The organism is Pseudomonas flexibilis, from assembly GCF_000802425.1.
GTDB lineage: Bacteria > Pseudomonadota > Gammaproteobacteria > Pseudomonadales > Pseudomonadaceae > Serpens > Serpens flexibilis.
The window spans coordinates 21,499-40,173 of sequence record NZ_JRUD01000021.1 but is presented as its reverse complement, the minus strand read 5'-3'; the positions used below and the strand labels follow the sequence as shown (position 1 = coordinate 40,173).

Sequence of the window (18,675 nt, the reverse complement as noted above, 5' to 3'; positions counted from 1 at the left end):
CGGTTAATCGTGAATCACATCGGTTCCCGGCGGAGGCTGGAAACTGAACAGTTTCTGCTCCAGCGGCAGGTTCATCCGCACGCCGGAAAACAGGATGTTGGTGCGCTGGCCGACGCTGTCGATCAGTTGCATGTCGTTGATCACGCCATTGCGAAACGACAGGCGCAGGTTATCGAACAGGCTGTCCTTGGCCTTGGGCCGCAGGATGAAATCGGCCACGCCACTGGTTTCCTGATAGCTGACCTCGAAATTGTCGCTGATCCGCGACACGTCGCCGGACAGCAGCAGCGCCGGGGTATGGGTCAGGCGCTGATCCAGCTTCTGGATGGTCACCTGCTCCAGGTCCGGGTCATACAGCCAGACCTGCTTGCCGTCGGAGACCAGCAGCTGTTCCAGCGGCGGATCGGTATGCCAGCGGAACTGGCCGGGGCGCTTGAGCGCCATCTCGCCGGTGGATTCCTGCAGGTTGGTGCCGGAGGCATCCAGGGTCAGCTGGGAGAAACGCCCCGACAGGGTCTGGGATTTTCCGAGCAGGTCAGTCAGCCGCTTCACCGCGGCGGCATTGTCCGCCTGCGCGGGAAGGACGGCAAGGCCAACGGCCAGTATCAGAAGGCGCAACAGGTTCATTGAATTCCTCGCAGTCAGTCGCGGATCGGCGCCGGCGCAATCACTTCGCGCGAGCCGTTGGTGTTCATGGGCGTCACGACCCCGGCCATTTCCATGGCCTCGATCATGCGCGCGGCGCGGTTGTAGCCGATCTTCAGCTTGCGCTGCACGGCGGAAATGGAGGCGCGCCGGCTTTCGGTGACGAAGCGCACCGCCTCGTCGTAGAGCGGATCTTCCTCGCTGCCCTCGCCGCCTTCGCCGCCCCCCTCGAAGCTGCCGGCGCCGCCTTCGTCAGCACCGGACAGGATGTCCTCGATATAGTCGGGGGCGCCGCGCTGCTTCCAGGCCTCGACGACCCGGTGCACCTCGTCATCGGACACGAAGGCGCCATGCACGCGCATCGGCAGCCCGGTGCCCGGCGGCAGGAACAGCATGTCGCCGTGGCCGAGCAGCTGTTCGGCACCGCCCTGGTCGAGGATAGTGCGCGAGTCGATCTTGCTGGACACCTGGAACGCCATGCGCGTCGGAATGTTGGCCTTGATCAGACCGGTGATCACGTCCACCGAAGGACGCTGGGTGGCCAGGATCAGATGGATGCCAGCGGCGCGGGCCTTCTGGGCGATGCGCGCGATCAGCTCTTCCACCTTCTTGCCGACGATCATCATCATGTCGGCGAATTCGTCGACCACCACCACGATGGTCGGCAGCTTCTTCAGCAGCGGCGGCTCGTCCTCGAAGTTCTGCCGCTTGTACAGCGGGTCGGTGAGCGGCGTGCCGGCTTCCTCGGCCTCCTTGATCTTGCGGTTGAAGCCGGCCAGGTTGCGCACACCCATGGCGGCCATCAGCTTGTAGCGCCGTTCCATCTCGGCGACGCTCCAGCGCAGCGCGTTGGCGGCCTCCTTCATGTCGGTGACCACCGGGCACAGCAGGTGCGGAATGCCTTCGTAGATGGACAGCTCCAGCATCTTGGGGTCGATCATGATCAGCCGCGCGTCTTCGGGCGTGGACTTGAACAGGATCGACAGGATCATGGCGTTGACGCCCACCGACTTGCCCGAACCCGTGGTGCCGGCCACCAGCAGGTGCGGCATCTTGGCCAGGTCGGCAAACACCGGGCGGCCGCCGATGTCATGCCCCAGCGCCAGAGTGACCGGCGACTTGGCGCTTTCGTACTCCGGCGCGGAGAGCACCTCGGAGAAGTGCACGATCTGCCGGTCTTCGTTGGGAATCTCGATGCCCACGGTGGTCTTGCCGGGGATGACTTCCACCACGCGCACGCTGATGATCGCCAGGGAGCGCGCCAGGTCCTTGGCCAGGTTGGAAATGCGGCTGACCTTGATGCCGGGCGCCGGCTGGATCTCGAAACGGGTGATCACCGGGCCGGGGTAGACGTTCTCGACCGTCACCTCTACACCGAACTCCTTGAGCTTGAGCTCCAGCAGCCGCGACATGGCTTGCAGCGCTTCTTCCGAATAGCCGCTGGCCTTCTTTTCCACCGCATCGAGGATGGACAGCGGCGGCAGGGTGCCTTCCAGCGCATTGGCGGGAACCGCGGCGGGTTTGAGCTTGGGTGTCGCGAAAACCGGGTCATCCAGCCGCGGCGGAGGCGGCAGCTCACTGATCACTGGCGCTTTGCGCGGCACAGGTTCTACGACCGGCGGCTGTGCTGCCCGGGGCTCGGGTGCCGCCACCGGCTTCTTCTCGCGAGCCAGCAGCCGCTGACGCGCACGCTTGAGCTCCTCGGCGTCCTCCAGCAAGGGCGGCTCGACAACGTCGCCCAGCACCGGCTCCTCGACCCTCCGTGATACCACCGGTTGGGCGGCGCGCGTAGCCTGGCGCGTCGTCCACCAGTTGGCGATGGCGCTCTGGATCAGCTCGCCAAGGTCCAGGACGATCTTGCCCAGCAGGTCCATGACGCGGAACCAGGAGAGATCGGTGAATACCGTCAGGCCGAAGAGGAACAGGGCCAGGAACATCAGGGTGCTGCCCTGCACGTTCAGGGTCTGCTCGGCCAGGTAGCCGAGGCTTTCCCCCAGGGCGCCGCCCGCAGAGGCCGGCAGCCAGGCCGCCGGTTCAAAATGCAGATGCGCCAGCGCCGCCCCGGAAAGCACCAGGAAGACCAGGCCGATAGCCCGCCAGGAAATCAGCCAGCCACTCACATGCCAGGATGCATGGCGCAGCTGGAACATGCGCCAGCACTTGAGCGCCAGCAGCACGGGAAACAGATAGGCGAAATAGCCAACCCCACCAAACAGCAAATCGGCGAACCAGGCACCGGCCCGTCCGGCGGCGTTCTGCACCTGATCGACCCGCCCGCTGCGGAACAGACCCGGATCGGTGCGTTCGTACGTCAGCAGGGCCATGATCAGGTAGAGGCAGAGCGCGCCCATGGCAATCAGGGCGCCCTCCTTCAGGCGCACCGGCAACTGCCGGCGCCATTCGGGAGTCTCAACACTGCGGGTGGAAGTTTTCTTCAAAACGCGTTTCCTGCATCTGGGGCGGGCGTGGATCAGGTCGCATTCTACGGCTTTGCACGCCTGTCGCCACGCAAGCTATCGCCATGATAGAGCGGAGCGCGTTCCCGCGTTCGCAACCTTCGGTGTAGGATTACCGGCAGTTTTTTCGGGCCGGCCTGAATTGGACCACGCACTCTTTATCGAACAAAGGCTTATGAGGTTTTTTTATGAATGAAGTCAAGCATTCGCGGCTGATCATTCTGGGCTCCGGCCCAGCCGGCTATACCGCCGCCGTGTATGCCGCGCGCGCCAACCTCAAGCCACTGGTCATTACCGGCATCCAGCCCGGTGGCCAACTGACCACCACCACCGAGGTCGACAACTGGCCGGGCGATGTCGAAGGCCTGACCGGTCCCGCGTTGATGGAGCGCATGCAGAAGCATGCCGAGCGCTTTGACACCGAGATCGTCTACGACCACATCCACACCGCCGAGTTGCAGCAGCGTCCCTTTATTCTCAAGGGTGATAGCGGCACCTACAGCTGCGATGCTCTGATCATAGCCACCGGCGCCTCGGCTCAATATCTGGGCCTGCCTTCCGAGGAAGCATTCTCCGGCAAGGGCGTATCCGCCTGCGCCACCTGCGACGGTTTCTTCTATCGCAACCAGGTGGTGGCAGTGGTTGGCGGCGGCAACACGGCGGTCGAGGAAGCGCTCTACCTGGCCAACATCGCCAAGGAAGTGCACCTGATCCACCGCCGCGACAAGCTGCGCTCCGAGAAGATCCTGCAGGACAAGATCCTTGAACGCGCTGCCACCGGCAACATCCGCCTGCACTGGAACCACACCCTGGAAGAAGTGCTGGGTGACAACAGTGGCGTTACCGGCGTACGCCTGAAGGACACCCAGAGTGGCATCGAGAAGACCCTGGATCTGGCAGGCGTATTCATTGCCATCGGTCACAAGCCGAACACCGACCTGTTCAGCGGCCAGCTGAACATGCGCGACGGCTACCTGGTGATCAACGGCGGCATCGAGGGCAACGCCACGGCCACCAATATCCCGGGCGTATTCGCCGCCGGCGACGTGGCCGACCACGTCTATCGCCAGGCGATCACCTCGGCGGGCGCCGGCTGCATGGCCGCGCTGGACGCCGAAAAGTATCTCGACAGTCTCTGATTGAGCGGGCGGCCGTTCGGCCGCCCTCCTCCGCCCATGCTTGCCTGGCTGGATCGAGATACTCTCGACTTCCCTCCCCTCGAACAGGCGCTGCGAGAACCCAATGGGCTGCTCGCGGCGGGCGGCGACCTGCGCCCCGAACGGCTCATCCGGGCCTACCGCCACGGCTGCTTTCCCTGGTTCCAGGACGGCCAGCCGCCGCTCTGGTGGTCGCCCGATCCGCGCACCGTTCTGTTCCCCGAGGAGCTGCACGTCTCGCGCAGCCTTGCCAAGTGCCTGCGCCAGCAGGTGTTTCGTGTCACCTTCGACCAGGCCTTCGCCGAGGTGATCGATGCCTGCGCCGGGCCACGTCGCAACAGCGATGGCACCTGGATCACCCACCCGATGCAACAAGCCTACCGGCAGCTGCACGAACTCGGCATCGCCCATTCGGTCGAAGTATGGCAAGCGGACCAACTCGTTGGCGGCCTGTACGGTCTGGCGATGGGGCAGCTGTTCTTCGGTGAGTCCATGTTCAGCCGGACCACCAACGCTTCCAAGGTCGGCTTCGTCACGCTGGTGCGACACCTGCAGGACTGGGGCTTCGTCCTAATTGACTGCCAGATGCCAACGCGCCACCTGGAAAGCCTTGGCGCCCGCTCCATTCCACGTGCCGAATTCGCCACCTACCTGCACCGCCATCTGGACCAGCCCAGTTCAGCCAGCTGGCGCGCCTAGGCGTTCCAGACCGGCTGACTTACACTCCCCCTCAATCCATTGAGGTAAGCGACCCATGACCGAGCTGGCTCGCCTGAAGTTCTATGCCACCCAGCCCCATCCTTGCAGCTACCTGCCGGGAGAGCAGGCCACCACGCTCTTTCTCGACCCCAGCCAGCCCATGGATGCGCACATGTACGCCGAGCTCTCGGAAATGGGCTTTCGGCGCAGCGGTGATCACCTGTATCGCCCCCACTGCCAGCATTGCAACGCCTGCATCCCTGCGCGCATCCCGGTCACCCGCTTCCACCCCAATCGACAGCAGCGCCGCATCCTCAAGCGCAACGCTGACCTGCAGGTTACATCACGGCCGCCGCACTTCAGCGAGGAGCTCTATGCGCTGTACGCCCGCTATATAGAGCAGCGGCATGCCGACGGCGACATGTACCCGCCCAGCCGCGAGCAGTTCCAGACCTTCCTGGTACGCAACCTGGCCTTTGCCCGCTTCTTCGAGTTCCGCAAGGACGGTTACCTGATGGCTGTGGCGGTCACCGATGTGCTGCCTAACGGCCTTTCCGCTGTGTACACCTTCTACGCGCCGGAAGAGGAACATCGCAGCCTGGGCCGCTACGCCATCCTCTGGCAGATCAACGAAGCCGCACGCCTGGAACTTTCCGATGTCTATCTGGGCTACTGGATCAAGAATTGCCGGAAGATGAATTACAAGACGGAGTACCGCCCCATCGAGCTGCTGGTCAACCAGCGCTGGGTCAGCCTGACCTGAGACTTGGCGTGGCGGGGCATTTTCGGGCACAATGCACGCCGCTTTTGCCAGGGTCCATAGGCGACCCGGCTTTCATGAATACCGAGGGCAATACTGCATGTCGAAAGAAGACAGCTTGGAAATGGAAGGCACTGTCGTCGACACCCTCCCCAACACCATGTTCCGTGTGGAGTTGGAGAATGGGCATGTCGTAACCGCGCACATCTCCGGAAAGATGCGCAAGAACTACATCCGCATCCTGACCGGCGACAAGGTGCGCGTCGAACTGACGCCTTACGACCTCAGCAAGGGCCGCATCACCTACCGCGCCCGCTGAAACCGAGTTGCCCGAACGCCCGGCCCTGCCGGGCGTTTTTGTTTGTGCGCCATTTTCGTGGCAAAAAAAGCCCGGGCATGACCCGGGCTTTTTTGCCACTGGTGATCAGGCGACCTCGGCGCTGGTCTCGTATTCGAAGACCAGCTCATCACCCGCCACATCGATGTGCACCACACCGCCATGCTCGGCCAGCTCGCCAAACAGGATCTCCTCGGCCAGCGGCCGCTTGATCTTGTCCTGGATGAGCCGCGCCATGGGCCGAGCGCCCATCTGTACGTCGTAGCCGCGCTCGGCCAGCCAGCCCCGCGCGGCGTTGCTGACATCCAGCTGCACACGCTTGTCCTCGAGCTGGGCCTGCAGTTCGGTGAGGAACTTGTCGACGATGCTCTTGATGACCTCGTGACTGAGCCGGCCGAACTGGATGATGGTGTCCAGGCGGTTGCGGAACTCGGGCGAGAAGGTCTTCTTGATCACTTCCATGGCATCCGTGGAGTGATCCTGCATCGTGAAACCGATGGAGGCACGCGAAGCGGTCTCGGCGCCAGCGTTGGTGGTCATGATCAGGATGACGTTGCGGAAATCCGCCTTGCGTCCGTTGTTGTCGGTCAGGGTGCCGTGGTCCATGACCTGCAGCAGCAGGTTGAAGACTTCCGGATGCGCCTTCTCGATTTCGTCCAGCAGCAGCACGCAATGCGGCTGCTTGGTGATGGCCTCGGTGAGCAGCCCGCCCTGGTCGAAACCCACATAGCCGGGCGGTGCGCCGATCAGGCGGGACACGGTATGCCGCTCCATGTATTCGGACATGTCGAAGCGCACCAACTCGACGCCCAGCGAACGCGCCAGCTGACGCGCCACCTCGGTCTTGCCCACGCCGGTGGGACCGGCGAACAGGAACGAACCGACTGGCTTGTCCGGCGCCTTGAGCCCTGCGCGGGACAGTTTGATGGCCGTGGCCAGCGAGTCGATGGCCTCGTCCTGGCCGAACACGGTGAGCTTGAGGTCACGCTCCAGGTTGCGCAGCAGCTCCTTGTCGGAGCTGGAAACATGCTTGGGCGGAATGCGCGCAATCTTGGCAACGATGTCCTCGACCTGCGCGACATCGACGCATTTCACTCGGCGGTCGGCCGGCTGCAGGCGCTGATAGGCGCCCGCTTCGTCGATCACGTCGATGGCCTTGTCTGGCATGTGCCGATCATTGATGTAACGGGCAGCCAGCTCGGCGGCGGCGCGTAGCGCTTCGTCGGTATACTCGATCTCGTGGTGGCTTTCGAAGCGGCCCTTGAGTCCGCGCAGGATACCGATGGTGTCTTCGACCGAGGGCTCGGTGACATCCACCTTCTGGAAGCGCCGCGCCAGTGCCCGGTCCTTCTCAAAGATGCCGCGGAATTCCTGGAAGGTCGTGGAGCCGATGCAGCGGATCTCGCCGGACGACAGCAACGGCTTGAGCAGATTGGAAGCATCCATCACCCCGCCCGAGGCCGCGCCGGCACCGATGATGGTGTGGATCTCGTCGATGAACAGGATGGCGTGCGGCCGCTTGCGCAATTCGTTGAGCAGTGCCTTGAAGCGCTTTTCGAAATCGCCACGGTACTTGGTCCCGGCGAGCAGCGCGCCCAGATCCAGGGAATAGACGACGCTATCGGCCAGCAGATCGGGCACCTGGCGATCAACGATACGCTTGGCCAGACCTTCGGCGATCGCCGTCTTGCCGACCCCCGCCTCGCCCACCAGCAGGGGATTGTTCTTGCGACGCCGCGCCAGGATCTGCGCGACACGCTCCACCTCCGGCTCGCGGCCGACCAACGGATCGATGCGCCCCTGGCGCGCCAGCTCGTTGAGATTGGTGGCATAGGCATCCAGGGGATGACCAGCACTGCTGGACTCACCGCCCTCCTCGTCCTGCATGTCCTCGTTATCCGCGTGGTCGGCCTGGCCAGGCACACGCGAGATGCCATGGGCGATGTAGTTGACCACATCGATGCGCGCCACGGTCTGCTGCTTGAGCAGGAAGACTGCCTGGCTCTCCTGCTCGCTGAAGATCGCGACCAGCACGTTGGCACCGGTCACTTCCCGCTTGCCGGAGCTCTGCACATGGAAGACGGCGCGTTGCAGAACGCGCTGGAAGCCCAGCGTCGGCTGGGTTTCCCGCTCCTCGTCATGCGGCGGAATCAGCGGCGTGGTCGAATCGATGAACTCCCGGAGGTCATGACGCAGCTTGTCCAGGTCGGCCCCACAAGCACGCAGCACACTGGCTGCCGCCTCGTTATCCAGCAAGGCAAGCAGCAGGTGTTCGACAGTCATGAACTCGTGACGTTTGGCCCGCGCCTCTTTGAACGCCAGATTGAGGGTGACTTCGAGCTCTCGGTTCAACATGGCTTACCTCCCCACGCGGCCGGATTCAGCCGTCCTTCTCGATCTCACAGAGTAGCGGATGCTGGCATGTACGGGCGTATTCGTTGACTTGCTCGGCCTTCGTCTCGGCGATATCGCGAGTGAACAATCCGCAGACAGCCCGGCCCTCGGTGTGCACGGTCAGCATGATTCTTGTTGCCTGTTCCCGATTCAGCGCGAAGAACCGCTCCAATACCTCCACCACGAAATCCATCGGGGTGTAGTCGTCGTTATACATGACGACCTTGTACAGAGGCGGCGTCTGCAGTGCCGGCCTGGCCTCTCCGACGAGCAGGCCGGAATCGTCATCTTCATGCCAATCGGGACGGTCCTGATTGAATGTTAGTCGAATCTGCTGATCTGCTTGCATGCTCGGAAAGGGGATCAAAAAGCTGACAGGTGATGGGTTTGACCGGCGTCTCAGCCGCCCGCTCACTTCCTTGACTCTCGGGAAATCGGTGATACAAACAAAGTGTACCCCTTCGGGTAACCGGTGGTTCCATGCCACGGCCGTTTCGCCTTCACATGGAATTGAAGTCGATGATACTCCAGTGATGGAGTCCTTTGCAGAGGGAAAATCAGCATGCTCAGCGGTAAGGTCAAGTGGTTCAACAACGCCAAGGGCTACGGGTTCATCGTTGCTGACGGCCGAGATGAGGATCTGTTCGCCCACTACTCAGCAATCCAGATGGACGGATACAAGACACTCAAGGCCGGCCAGCCGGTCCACTTCGAAATACTCCAGGGTCCCAAGGGCCTGCACGCGGTGAACATACGCTCGATCGCCTCCGTCGAGGTTGCGTCCCCCGTCACCAAGACACCGCAGACACAAGGCGCCTGACGCCAGGACGGTACAAAACCAATAAAAAAGCCGACCCTTGCGGGTCGGCTTTCTTTTGCGTGCCGAAACAGTCTTACATGTGCTTGATCATGGCGTCGCCGAAGGCGGAGCAGGACAGCAGAGTCGCGCCGTCCATCAGACGCTCGAAGTCATAGGTGACCGTCTTGGCGCCGATGGCACCGTTGGTGCCCTTGATGATCAGGTCGGCGGCTTCGGTCCAACCCATGTGGCGCAGCATCATCTCGGCGGAGAGGATGATGGAGCCCGGGTTGACCTTGTCCTGACCGGCATACTTCGGCGCGGTGCCGTGGGTCGCTTCGAACATGGCCACGGTATCGGACAGGTTGGCGCCAGGCGCGATGCCAATGCCACCCACCTCGGCCGCCAGGGCGTCGGAGAGGTAGTCGCCGTTCAGGTTCAGGGTGGCGATGACATCATACTCGGCCGGACGCAGCAGAATCTGCTGCAGCATGGCGTCAGCAATGGCGTCCTTTACCACGATGGTCTTGCCGGTATTGGGGTTCTTGAACTGCATCCACGGGCCGCCATCCAGCAGCTCGGCGCCAAACTCGTCACGCGCCACCTCGTAGCCCCACTCCTTGAAGGCACCTTCGGTGAACTTCATGATGTTGCCCTTGTGAACGATGGTCACAGAGCTGCGATCGTTGTCCACGGCGTACTGCAGCGCCTTGCGCACCAGACGCTTGGTGCCTTCCTGGGAAACCGGCTTGATGCCGATGCCACAGTTTTCGGTGAAGCGGATCTTCTTGACGCCCATTTCCTCGGTGAGGAACTTGATGACCTTCTCGGCCTCGGGGCTGCCAGCCTTCCACTCGACACCGGCATAGATGTCTTCGGAGTTTTCGCGAAAGATCACCATGTCCACGTCGCCAGGCTTCTTAACCGGGCTGGGCACGCCTTCGAACCAGCGCACCGGGCGCTGGCAGACATACAGGTCCAGCTCCTGACGCAGCGCCACGTTCAGGGAACGGATGCCGCCCCCGACCGGAGTGGTCAGCGGGCCCTTGATCGACACCACATAGTCACGCACGGCTTCCAGGGTTTCCTTGGGCAGCCAGGTGTCCTGGTCGTAGACCTGGGTGGCCTTCTCACCCGCATAGACTTCCATCCAGGCGATCTTGCGCTTGCCGCCGTAGGCCTTCTCCACGGCAGCATCGACGACCTTGATCATTACCGGGCTAATGTCGACGCCAATGCCGTCACCCTCGATAAAGGGAATGATGGGGTTGTTCGGCACATTGAGGGTCATGTCGGCGTTGACGGTGATTTTGTCACCGTTCGCGGGGACCTGGATCTTTTGGTAACCCATGCTGGACTCCATTTCGTTGGATGAGTGTTTCCGCGCCAGAGCTTAGCCAATTGCCCCCCCGGTGGAAACTATACCCTCGTCGCACGCCGCCCCACCCGGAGATGTCCCGCCCGGCCGCCTTTGCCCCGCTTACAGAGAGATAGGGGCCTTGTGATATAGTTCGCCGCCGCGGGAGCATAGGGACATCCCAGTCTGACTGAAGTAACCCGCTTCATGGTCGAAAACTACCCCTTCTTGACCATCCGCAGACATCCGCCTTTCAGCCTGGATGCGCCTTGGATCGCCGCAGAGGAACTGCTGGCGCGCATCACGGCTTTCGCAACCACAGCACCCACAAGGGCTCGATTCGAAACATGTCCAATCGCTCGATCATCTATACCATTACCGACGAAGCACCCGCGCTAGCCACCTACTCCCTGCTTCCGATCATCAAGTCCTTCACCCACTCCTCCGGCATCCAGATAGAAACACGCGACATCTCCCTCGCCGGACGCATCCTCGCCACTTTCCCCGACTACCTGACCACCGAACAGCGCATCGCCGATGATCTGGCCGAGCTGGGCCAGATGGCTACCACTCCCGATGCCAATATCATCAAGCTCCCCAACATCAGCGCCTCGGTTCCGCAGCTCAAGGCCGCCATCAAGGAGCTGCAGCAGCAGGGTTATGCGCTGCCCGATTACCCCGAGGCACCGAGCAACGACACCGAGAAGGACGTCAAGGCCCGCTACGACAAGATCAAGGGTAGCGCCGTGAACCCGGTGCTGCGCGAAGGCAACTCCGACCGCCGCGCACCGCTGTCGGTCAAGAACTACGCACGCAAGAACCCGCACAAGATGGGCGCCTGGAGCGCCGACTCCAAATCCCACGTGGCTCACATGGAGGCGGGTGACTTCTACGGCAGCGAGAAAGCCGCTCTGATCGAAGCCGCTGGCAGCGTGAAGATCGAACTGGTTGCCGCCGACGGCAGCGTTCGCGTCCTGAAGGAAAAGACCAAGGTGCTGGCCGGCGAGATCATCGACGCCTCGGTGATGAGCAAGAAGGCCCTGCGCAGCTTCGTGAGCGCGCAGATCGAAGACGCCAAGAGCACCGGCGTACTGTTCTCCGTGCACCTGAAGGCCACCATGATGAAGGTCTCCGACCCGATCATGTTCGGCCAGTTCGTCGAAGCCTATTACGACGCCGTGCTGACCAAGCACGCCGACGCGCTGAAGGCGGTCGGTTTCAATGCCAACAACGGCATCGGCGACCTCTACACCCGCATCAAGACGCTGCCCGCCGAGAAGCAGGCCGAGATCGAAGCAGACATCCAGGCCGTGTACGCGTCCAGCGCCAAGCTGGCCATGGTCAACTCCGACAAGGGCATCACCAACCTGCATGTGCCGAGCGACGTGATCGTCGACGCCTCCATGCCCGCGATGATCCGCGACTCCGGCAAGATGTGGAACGCCGAAGGCAAGCTGCAGGATGCCAAGGCGGTGATTCCGGACCGCTGCTACGCCGGCGTGTACCAGGTCGTGATCGAAGACTGCAAGGCCAACGGCGCATTCGACCCGACCACCATGGGTAGTGTCCCCAACGTCGGCCTGATGGCGCAGAAGGCGGAGGAATACGGCTCCCACGACAAGACGTTCCAGATCCCGGCGGACGGCACCGTGCGCGTCACCGACCTGAACGGCAACCTGCTGCTGGAACATGCAGTGGAAGCCGGCGACATCTGGCGCATGTGCCAGGTCAAGGACGCACCGATCCAGGACTGGGTCAAGCTCGCCGTGACCCGCGCGCGCCTGAGCAACACCCCGGCGATCTTCTGGCTGGACAGCAACCGTCCGCATGACGCCCTGGTCATCGAGAAGGTCCAGCAGTACCTGAAGGACCACGACACCACCGGCCTGGACATCAGCATCCTGTCCCCGGTCGAAGCCACCCGCGTGTCCCTGAAGCGCATCCGCGAAGGCAAGGACACCATTTCGGTGACCGGCAATGTGCTGCGTGACTACCTCACCGACCTGTTCCCGATCATGGAGCTGGGCACCAGCGCCAAGATGCTGTCCATCGTTCCGCTGATGAGCGGCGGCGGCCTGTTCGAGACCGGTGCCGGCGGTTCCGCGCCCAAGCACGTCCAGCAGTTCAACGAGGAAGGCTACCTGCGCTGGGATTCGCTGGGCGAGTTCCTGGCCCTGGCCGCCTCCCTGGAGCACCTGGGCAACAGCTACGGCAACAGCAAGGCGCTGGTACTGGCCAAGACCCTGGACCAGGCCACCGGCCAGTTGCTGGACAACAACAAGTCCCCGGCTCGCAAGGTCGGCCAGATCGACAACCGCGGCAGCCACTTCTACCTGGCCCTGTACTGGGCGCAGGCCCTGGCCGAGCAGACCGAAGACCTGGAGCTGCAAGCCCAGTTCAGCGGTCTGGCCAAGCGCCTGACCGAGAACGAAGCCCGAATCGTGGCCGAGCTGAACGATGCGCAGGGCAAGCCTCAGGACATCGGCGGCTACTACCAGCCGAACTTCGAGCTGGCCAGCAAGGCCATGCGTCCCAGCGCAACCTTCAATGGCGCGCTGGCACAGCTGGCCTGAGTTCGCAGCCTTGCCGGTGAGCTGTCACCGGCAACAAAACCCCGGCCTCGTGCCGGGGTTTTGCATTTCCCGCCTCTCGCTCGCCCTGTGACGACAAGCGCGTATAATGCCGCTCCCCTGAAGAACCTCGGAATGAGCGGATGAACTGGCACGCCCACGTCACAGTCGCCACCGTCATCGAAGACAACGGCCGATTCCTGCTGGTCGAAGAGCAGCAGCGTGGCCGCCTGGTGCTCAATCAGCCCGCCGGCCATCTGGAGCCTGGCGAAAGCCTCATCGAAGCCGCCCTGCGCGAAACCCTCGAGGAAACCGGCTGGACGGTGGAGATCCAGGGGCTGGTAGGGGTCGGTCTGTACACCGCCCCCAGCAACGGCGTCACCTATTACCGCACCACGTTCTTCGGCCGGCCACTGAGTCATGATGCCCAGCGCCCGCTGGATACCGGCATCGAGCGCGCCCTGTGGCTGACGCCCGCCGAAATGCAGGCCGAGGCCGAGCGCCTGCGCAGCCCGTTGGTCGCCAAGGCGGTCGAGCACTACCTGGCCGGCCACCGCTACCCCCTCTCGCTGATTTTCTGAAAGGTTTCTCCGTGAACGGCAAACGCATCATCGTCGGCATGTCCGGAGGCGTGGACTCCTCCGTTTCCGCCCTGCTCCTGCAGCAACAGGGTTATCAGGTCGAAGGCCTGTTCATGAAGAACTGGGAAGAGGACGACGGCACCGAGTACTGCACCGCCAAGGAAGACCTAGCGGACGCGCAGGCCGTCTGCGACAAGCTGGGCATCCACCTGCACACGGCCAATTTCGCCGCCGAGTACTGGGACAACGTGTTCGAACATTTCCTGGCCGAGTACAAGGCGGGGCGCACGCCGAACCCGGACATCCTGTGCAACCGGGAAATCAAGTTCAAGGCGTTCCTCGATTACGCGCTGACGCTCGGCGCCGACCTGATCGCCACCGGCCACTATGTGCGCCGCCGCGATGTCGATGGCCGCAGCGAACTGCTCAAGGGCCTGGACCCGAACAAGGACCAGAGCTACTTCCTGCACGCCGTGGGCGGCGAGCAGATCGCCCGCAGCCTGTTCCCGGTGGGCGAACTGGAAAAACCCCAAGTACGCGCCATCGCCGAACAGCACGGCCTGGCCACCGCCAGGAAGAAGGACTCCACCGGCATCTGTTTCATCGGCGAGCGTCGCTTCAGCGATTTCCTCAAGCAGTACCTGCCCGCCCAGCCCGGCGACATCGAGACCACCGACGGCCAGGTGATCGGCCGCCACCACGGCCTGATGTACCACACCATCGGCCAGCGTCAGGGGCTGGGCATCGGCGGTCTGAAGAACGCCAGCGAAGAGCCCTGGTACGTGCTGGAGAAGGACCTGGCGCGTAACGTGCTGATCGTCGGCCAGGGCGAGCATCCCTGGCTGTTCTCCCGTGCCCTGCGCGCCTCGGAGATCTACTGGGTCAATCCCGTCGAGCTTGCCGAGCCGCGCCGTCTGACCGCCAAGGTGCGCTACCGCCAGCAGGATCAGGCCTGCACCCTGGAGCGCACCGAAGATGGCTATCGCGCCGTGTTCGACGCGCCGCAGCGCGCCGTCACCCCTGGCCAGTCGGTGGTGTTCTACGACGGCGAGGTCTGCCTGGGCGGCGGCGTCATCGAACTGGCCGAGCCCTGGTTCCCCCGCACCGGAGCACGCGCATGAATCGCACCCAGGAACAACTGATCGCCCTGGGGGCCGTGTTTACCGCCGCCATCCAGGTGGACCGCCTGGCACGCACCGGACAGTGCAACGAAGCCGCCGTGGCCTGCCTGGTCGGCAGCCTGCTGGCGCGCAACCCGCAAAGCACCCTGGAGGTGTTCGGCGGCGACGACCTCAACCTGCGCGACGGCTATCGCGCGCTGGCCAGCACCCTGGAGCGTACGCCGGCCAGCCTGCCGCGCGACTCGCTGCGCTACGCGCTGACCTTGCTGGTCCTCGAGCGCCAGCTGGACAAGCGCGGCGATCTGATGGACCTGATCGGCAAGCGCCTCGGCCAGATCCAGCAGCAGGTCGAGCACTTCGGTCCGACCCATGAGAACGTCATCGCCTCCTTCGGCGCGCTGTACCAGGACACCCTGTCCACCTTCCGCCAGCGCATTCAGGTGCAGGGCGACATGCGCTACCTGCAACAGAGCGCCAATGCCGCCAAGATCCGCACCCTGCTGTTCGCCGGCGTGCGCGCCGCGCGCCTCTGGCGACAGCTGGGCGGCAGCCGCTGGCAACTGGTGTTCAGCCGCCGCAAGCTGCTCAAGGAGCTCTACCCGCTGCTACGCAGCGCCTGACCTCCCACATCACGGGCGCCCTGGCTACCGATCTTTCGGGTATGCTATGCGCCCTGTTTTTTCTGCCCGATTGCCGAGATAACCCCATGCAGCTCTCCTCGCTCACCGCGGTTTCCCCCGTCGATGGCCGTTACGCCAGCAAGACAAACGCTCTGCGCCCGATCTTCAGCGAGTTCGGCCTGATCAAGAACCGCGTCCTGGTGGAAGTGCGCTGGCTGCAGCGCCTGGCCCAGCACTCCGGTATTCCGGAAGTGGCCCCCTTCTCTGCCGAAGCCAATGCGCTGCTGAACAGCCTGGCCGAGAACTTCCAGCTGGAGCATGCCGAGCGCGTCAAGGAATTCGAGCGCACCACCAACCACGACGTGAAGGCCGTGGAATACCTGCTCAAGGAGCAGGCCAAGCAGCTGCCGGAGCTGGCTGCCGTCAACGAATTCATCCACTTCGCCTGCACCAGCGAGGACATCAACAACCTGTCCCACGCGCTGATGCTGCGCGAGGGCCGTGACAGCGTGCTGCTGCCGCTGATGCGCCAGACCGCCGAGGCGATCCGCGAACTGGCGATTAAGTTCGCCGACGTGCCGATGCTGTCGCGCACCCACGGCCAGCCGGCATCGCCCACCACCCTGGGCAAGGAAATGGCCAACGTCGTCTATCGCCTGGAGCGCCAGATTGCCCAGGTGGCCGCCGTGCCGCTGCTCGGCAAGATCAACGGTGCCGTGGGCAACTACAACGCCCACCTGTCCGCCTATCCGGACGTGGACTGGGAAGCCAACGCCCGCGAATTCATCGAGCAGGACCTGGGCCTGGCCTGGAACCCCTATACCACCCAGATCGAGCCGCACGACTACATCGCCGAGCTGTTCGACGCCATCGCGCGCTTCAACACCATCCTCATCGATTTCGACCGCGACGTGTGGGGCTACATCTCCCTCGGCTACTTCAAGCAGAAGACCGTGGCCGGCGAGATCGGCTCGTCCACCATGCCGCACAAGGTCAACCCGATCGATTTCGAGAACTCCGAAGGCAACCTGGGCATCGCCAACGCGATCTTCCAGCACCTGGCCAGCAAGCTGCCGATCTCCCGCTGGCAGCGTGACCTGACCGACTCCACCGTTCTGCGCAACCTGGGTGTCGGCTTTGCCCACAGCATCATCGCCTACGAAGCCTCCCTCAAGGGCATCGGCAAGCTGGAGCTGAACGCCGCACGCATCGCCGAAGACCTGGACAACTGCTGGGAAGTCCTCGCCGAGCCCGTGCAGACCGTGATGCGCCGCTACGCCGTGGAAAACGCCTACGAGAAGCTCAAGGAACTGACTCGCGGCAAGGGCATCAGCCCGGACGGCCTGCAAACCTTCATCGACACCCTGGATATTCCCGCCGAGGCCAAGGCCGAGCTGCGCAAGCTGACCCCGGCCAACTACATCGGCAACGCCGTGGCCCAAGCCAAGCGCATCTGAGCCGCGCCTGTTCAAGGACGCCCGGCCGCGCCGGGCGTTTTTTATTTCCGACTCCCGCTCCGCTCGAAAGAGCAAGGTGTTAGCAATGACTTCTAATACTCCACTTCAACTTCTGGGCGGTATCAGCGTGCAGCAATTCCTGCGCGAGTACTGGCAGAAGAAGCCCCTGCTGATTCGCCAGGCGATTCCTGATTTCCAGAGCCCGATCAGCCCGGACGAGCTGGCCGGCCTGTCGCTGGAAGAAGAAGTCGAATCGCGCCTGGTGCTGGAGCACGGCGAACACCCCTGGGAGCTGCGCCGCGGCCCCTTCGCTGAAGACACCTACCAGAACCTGCCCGAGCGCGACTGGACCCTGCTGGTACAGGCCGTCGACCAGTTCGTTCCGGAGGTCGCCGAGCTGCTGGAGCACTTCCGTTTCCTGCCCAACTGGCGCATCGACGACATCATGATCAGCTACGCCGCGCCGGGCGGTGGCGTCGGGCCGCATTACGACAACTACGACGTGTTCCTGCTGCAGGGCTACGGCAAGCGCCGCTGGCGCATCGGCCAGATGTGCGACAGCGAAAGCCCACTGCTCGAACACGCCGACCTGAAAATTCTTGCCGATTTTGCCGGCACGGATGAATGGGTGCTGGAACCGGGCGACATGCTCTACCTGCCGCCACGCCTGGCCCATTTCGGCACCGCCGAAGACGAGTGCATGACCATTTCCGTAGGCTTCCGCGCCCCCAGCGCCAGCGAAGTACTGACCCATTTCACCGACTTCCTGGCCCAGTTCATCCCCGACGAAGACCGCTACAGCGATGCCGACCTGACGCAACAGGACGATCCCTACCAGATCCAGAGCGATGCACTGGTGCGCCTGAAGACACTGCTGGCAGAACATATGGGCGATGAGCGCCTGCTGCTCACCTGGTTCGGCCAGTTCATGACCGAGCCGAAGTACCCCGAGCTGGTCGCGGGCCCTGACATCGACGAGAACGAGCTGCTGAACGCCCTGGAGGACGGTGCCGTGCTGGTACGCAACCCCAGCTCGCGCCTGGCCTGGAGCGAAATAGACCTCGGCCTGTTGCTGTTCGCCAGCGGCCAGAGCCGCCTGCTGCCCGCCGAGCTGCGCGACCTGCTCAAGCTGATCTGCTCCGCCGACGCCCTGCATCAGGACAATCTCGGCCAATGGCTGGGCAATGACGAAGCGCGTACCCTCCTCCTGGAGCTCGTCAAACAGGGGAGTCTGGAGCTGGCCGATGAAGAATGAGCTGAGTGTCCGCGTCGCCGACTGGCAGAAGGACAATGCCGAACTGCGCCGTATCCGCGAAGCGGTGTTCATCAACGAACAATCGGTGCCGCCGGAGCTGGAGTGGGATTCCGATGATCAGGAGGCCACCCACTTCCTGGCCTGCACAGGCGACTATCCCATTGGCACCGCCCGCCTGCTGGCGGACGGCCATATCGGCCGGGTCGCCGTGCTCAAGGACTGGCGCGGCAGCGGCATCGGCGCGATGTTGATGAAGGCGGCCATCGAGAAAGCCGAGCAGGCGGGTCTGACTCGCCAGTACCTCACCGCCCAGGTGCACGCCACTGCCTTCTACGAGCGCCTGGGCTTCCGGGTGGTCAGCGAGGAATTCCTCGAGGCGGGCATCCCCCATGTCGACATGGTCCGACACAGCAACTGAGCGGGCCCTGAAATGCGGACGGAGCACTCCGTCCGCTCAAGGAGAATCT

At 63.4% G+C, this 18,675-nt stretch carries 17 protein-coding genes; 12 read left to right on the top strand and 5 right to left on the bottom strand.

Annotated elements, in window-relative coordinates; translation table 11 throughout:
• Positions 1 to 3 precede the first annotated feature (3 nt).
• Together lolA and SF06_RS13890 are read right to left on the bottom strand one after the other, a co-directional pair.
• Entirely contained in the window at positions 4 to 627 is a 624-nt protein-coding gene (gene lolA, locus SF06_RS13895) for an outer membrane lipoprotein periplasmic chaperone LolA (protein ID WP_027591098.1), read from the bottom strand.
• A 14-nt stretch (positions 628 to 641) separates the two neighbouring features.
• Positions 642 to 2,996, bottom strand: a complete 2,355-nt coding sequence (locus tag SF06_RS13890) for a DNA translocase FtsK (protein WP_052199829.1) — start codon at positions 2,994 to 2,996, stop codon at positions 642 to 644.
• A 293-nt stretch (positions 2,997 to 3,289) separates the two neighbouring features.
• Between SF06_RS13890 and trxB the strand changes: the two genes are divergently transcribed.
• The 4 genes from trxB to infA all read left to right on the top strand — a co-directional run bounded on the left by trxB (position 3,290) and on the right by infA (position 6,036).
• The gene (trxB, locus tag SF06_RS13885; RefSeq protein ID WP_027591100.1) at positions 3,290 to 4,240 is read left to right on the top strand and encodes a thioredoxin-disulfide reductase; all 951 of its coding nucleotides are present in this window, start codon (positions 3,290 to 3,292) and stop codon (positions 4,238 to 4,240) included.
• 36 nt (positions 4,241 to 4,276) lie between these two features.
• Positions 4,277 to 4,957 carry a leucyl/phenylalanyl-tRNA--protein transferase gene (gene aat, locus SF06_RS13880; RefSeq protein ID WP_027591101.1) on the top strand — a complete coding sequence of 227 codons (681 nt, stop codon included), beginning with the start codon at positions 4,277 to 4,279 and terminating at the stop codon, positions 4,955 to 4,957.
• A gap of 55 nt (positions 4,958 to 5,012) precedes the next feature.
• Positions 5,013 to 5,720, top strand: a complete 708-nt coding sequence (locus tag SF06_RS13875; protein ID WP_027591102.1) for an arginyltransferase — start codon at positions 5,013 to 5,015, stop codon at positions 5,718 to 5,720.
• A gap of 97 nt (positions 5,721 to 5,817) precedes the next feature.
• Positions 5,818 to 6,036 carry a translation initiation factor IF-1 gene (gene infA, locus SF06_RS13870; protein WP_027591103.1) on the top strand — a complete coding sequence of 73 codons (219 nt, stop codon included), beginning with the start codon at positions 5,818 to 5,820 and terminating at the stop codon, positions 6,034 to 6,036.
• A 105-nt stretch (positions 6,037 to 6,141) separates the two neighbouring features.
• Here the strand turns inward: infA and clpA are convergent, their stop codons facing one another.
• Both clpA and clpS read right to left on the bottom strand, forming a co-directional pair.
• Entirely contained in the window at positions 6,142 to 8,409 is a 2,268-nt protein-coding gene (gene clpA / locus SF06_RS13865; protein WP_039562129.1) for an ATP-dependent Clp protease ATP-binding subunit ClpA, read from the bottom strand.
• A gap of 25 nt (positions 8,410 to 8,434) precedes the next feature.
• Positions 8,435 to 8,797: an ATP-dependent Clp protease adapter ClpS gene (gene clpS / locus SF06_RS13860; RefSeq protein ID WP_027590913.1), complete on the bottom strand. Its 363-nt coding sequence runs from the start codon at positions 8,795 to 8,797 to the stop codon at positions 8,435 to 8,437.
• Between the two features lie 213 nt (positions 8,798 to 9,010).
• Here clpS and cspD point away from each other — a divergent pair, with 213 nt between their 5' ends.
• Positions 9,011 to 9,268, top strand: coding sequence for a cold shock domain-containing protein CspD (gene cspD, locus SF06_RS13855; RefSeq protein ID WP_027590914.1), 258 nt, complete (start codon positions 9,011 to 9,013; stop codon positions 9,266 to 9,268).
• 73 nt (positions 9,269 to 9,341) lie between these two features.
• On the opposite strand, the gene icd is transcribed toward cspD, so the two are convergent.
• Positions 9,342 to 10,598: an NADP-dependent isocitrate dehydrogenase gene (gene icd / locus SF06_RS13850; RefSeq protein ID WP_027590915.1), complete on the bottom strand. Its 1,257-nt coding sequence runs from the start codon at positions 10,596 to 10,598 to the stop codon at positions 9,342 to 9,344.
• Positions 10,599 to 10,951: 353 nt separating this feature from the next.
• Here icd and SF06_RS13845 point away from each other — a divergent pair, with 353 nt between their 5' ends.
• The 7 genes from SF06_RS13845 (at position 10,952) to SF06_RS13815 (ending at position 18,626) form a co-directional block, all read left to right on the top strand.
• Positions 10,952 to 13,177 (top strand): NADP-dependent isocitrate dehydrogenase, encoded by a 2,226-nt coding sequence (locus SF06_RS13845; RefSeq protein ID WP_027590916.1) that lies wholly within the window; start codon positions 10,952 to 10,954, stop codon positions 13,175 to 13,177.
• A 140-nt stretch (positions 13,178 to 13,317) separates the two neighbouring features.
• Complete coding sequence (locus SF06_RS13840; RefSeq protein ID WP_027590917.1) at positions 13,318 to 13,755, top strand: NUDIX hydrolase; 438 nt, start codon at positions 13,318 to 13,320, stop codon at positions 13,753 to 13,755.
• 11 nt (positions 13,756 to 13,766) lie between these two features.
• Positions 13,767 to 14,876, top strand: coding sequence for a tRNA 2-thiouridine(34) synthase MnmA (gene mnmA, locus SF06_RS13835; RefSeq protein ID WP_267882109.1), 1,110 nt, complete (start codon positions 13,767 to 13,769; stop codon positions 14,874 to 14,876).
• Positions 14,873 to 15,496, top strand: coding sequence for a high frequency lysogenization protein HflD (hflD, locus tag SF06_RS13830; RefSeq protein ID WP_027590919.1), 624 nt, complete (start codon positions 14,873 to 14,875; stop codon positions 15,494 to 15,496). Before mnmA ends, hflD begins: the two co-directional genes overlap by 4 nt.
• 86 nt (positions 15,497 to 15,582) lie before the next feature.
• A complete protein-coding gene (gene purB / locus SF06_RS13825) occupies positions 15,583 to 16,953 on the top strand; it encodes an adenylosuccinate lyase (RefSeq protein ID WP_039562128.1) in 1,371 nt (456 codons plus the stop codon).
• Positions 16,954 to 17,038: 85 nt separating this feature from the next.
• Positions 17,039 to 18,208 (top strand): ribosomal protein uL16 3-hydroxylase, encoded by a 1,170-nt coding sequence (locus SF06_RS13820; protein ID WP_039562127.1) that lies wholly within the window; start codon positions 17,039 to 17,041, stop codon positions 18,206 to 18,208.
• The gene (locus SF06_RS13815; RefSeq protein WP_027590922.1) at positions 18,198 to 18,626 is read left to right on the top strand and encodes a GNAT family N-acetyltransferase; all 429 of its coding nucleotides are present in this window, start codon (positions 18,198 to 18,200) and stop codon (positions 18,624 to 18,626) included. Before SF06_RS13820 ends, SF06_RS13815 begins: the two co-directional genes overlap by 11 nt.
• Positions 18,627 to 18,675: the final 49 nt, after the last annotated feature.

Bases quoted from the DNA above. Each gene is read 5' to 3' on its own strand.
- lolA (WP_027591098.1), bottom strand. From the start codon at position 627: ATGAACCTGTTGCGCCTTCTGATACTGGCCGTTGGCCTTGCCGTCCTT.
- SF06_RS13890 (WP_052199829.1), bottom strand. From the start codon at position 2,996: ATGGGCGCGCTCTGCCTCTACCTGATCATGGCCCTGCTGACGTACGAA.
- trxB (WP_027591100.1), top strand. From the start codon at position 3,290: ATGAATGAAGTCAAGCATTCGCGGCTGATCATTCTGGGCTCCGGCCCA.
- aat (WP_027591101.1), top strand. From the start codon at position 4,277: ATGCTTGCCTGGCTGGATCGAGATACTCTCGACTTCCCTCCCCTCGAA.
- SF06_RS13875 (WP_027591102.1), top strand. From the start codon at position 5,013: ATGACCGAGCTGGCTCGCCTGAAGTTCTATGCCACCCAGCCCCATCCT.
- infA (WP_027591103.1), top strand. From the start codon at position 5,818: ATGTCGAAAGAAGACAGCTTGGAAATGGAAGGCACTGTCGTCGACACC.
- clpA (WP_039562129.1), bottom strand. From the start codon at position 8,409: ATGTTGAACCGAGAGCTCGAAGTCACCCTCAATCTGGCGTTCAAAGAG.
- clpS (WP_027590913.1), bottom strand. From the start codon at position 8,797: ATGCAAGCAGATCAGCAGATTCGACTAACATTCAATCAGGACCGTCCC.
- cspD (WP_027590914.1), top strand. From the start codon at position 9,011: ATGCTCAGCGGTAAGGTCAAGTGGTTCAACAACGCCAAGGGCTACGGG.
- icd (WP_027590915.1), bottom strand. From the start codon at position 10,598: ATGGGTTACCAAAAGATCCAGGTCCCCGCGAACGGTGACAAAATCACC.
- SF06_RS13845 (WP_027590916.1), top strand. From the start codon at position 10,952: ATGTCCAATCGCTCGATCATCTATACCATTACCGACGAAGCACCCGCG.
- SF06_RS13840 (WP_027590917.1), top strand. From the start codon at position 13,318: ATGAACTGGCACGCCCACGTCACAGTCGCCACCGTCATCGAAGACAAC.
- hflD (WP_027590919.1), top strand. From the start codon at position 14,873: ATGAATCGCACCCAGGAACAACTGATCGCCCTGGGGGCCGTGTTTACC.
- purB (WP_039562128.1), top strand. From the start codon at position 15,583: ATGCAGCTCTCCTCGCTCACCGCGGTTTCCCCCGTCGATGGCCGTTAC.
- SF06_RS13820 (WP_039562127.1), top strand. From the start codon at position 17,039: ATGACTTCTAATACTCCACTTCAACTTCTGGGCGGTATCAGCGTGCAG.
- SF06_RS13815 (WP_027590922.1), top strand. From the start codon at position 18,198: ATGAAGAATGAGCTGAGTGTCCGCGTCGCCGACTGGCAGAAGGACAAT.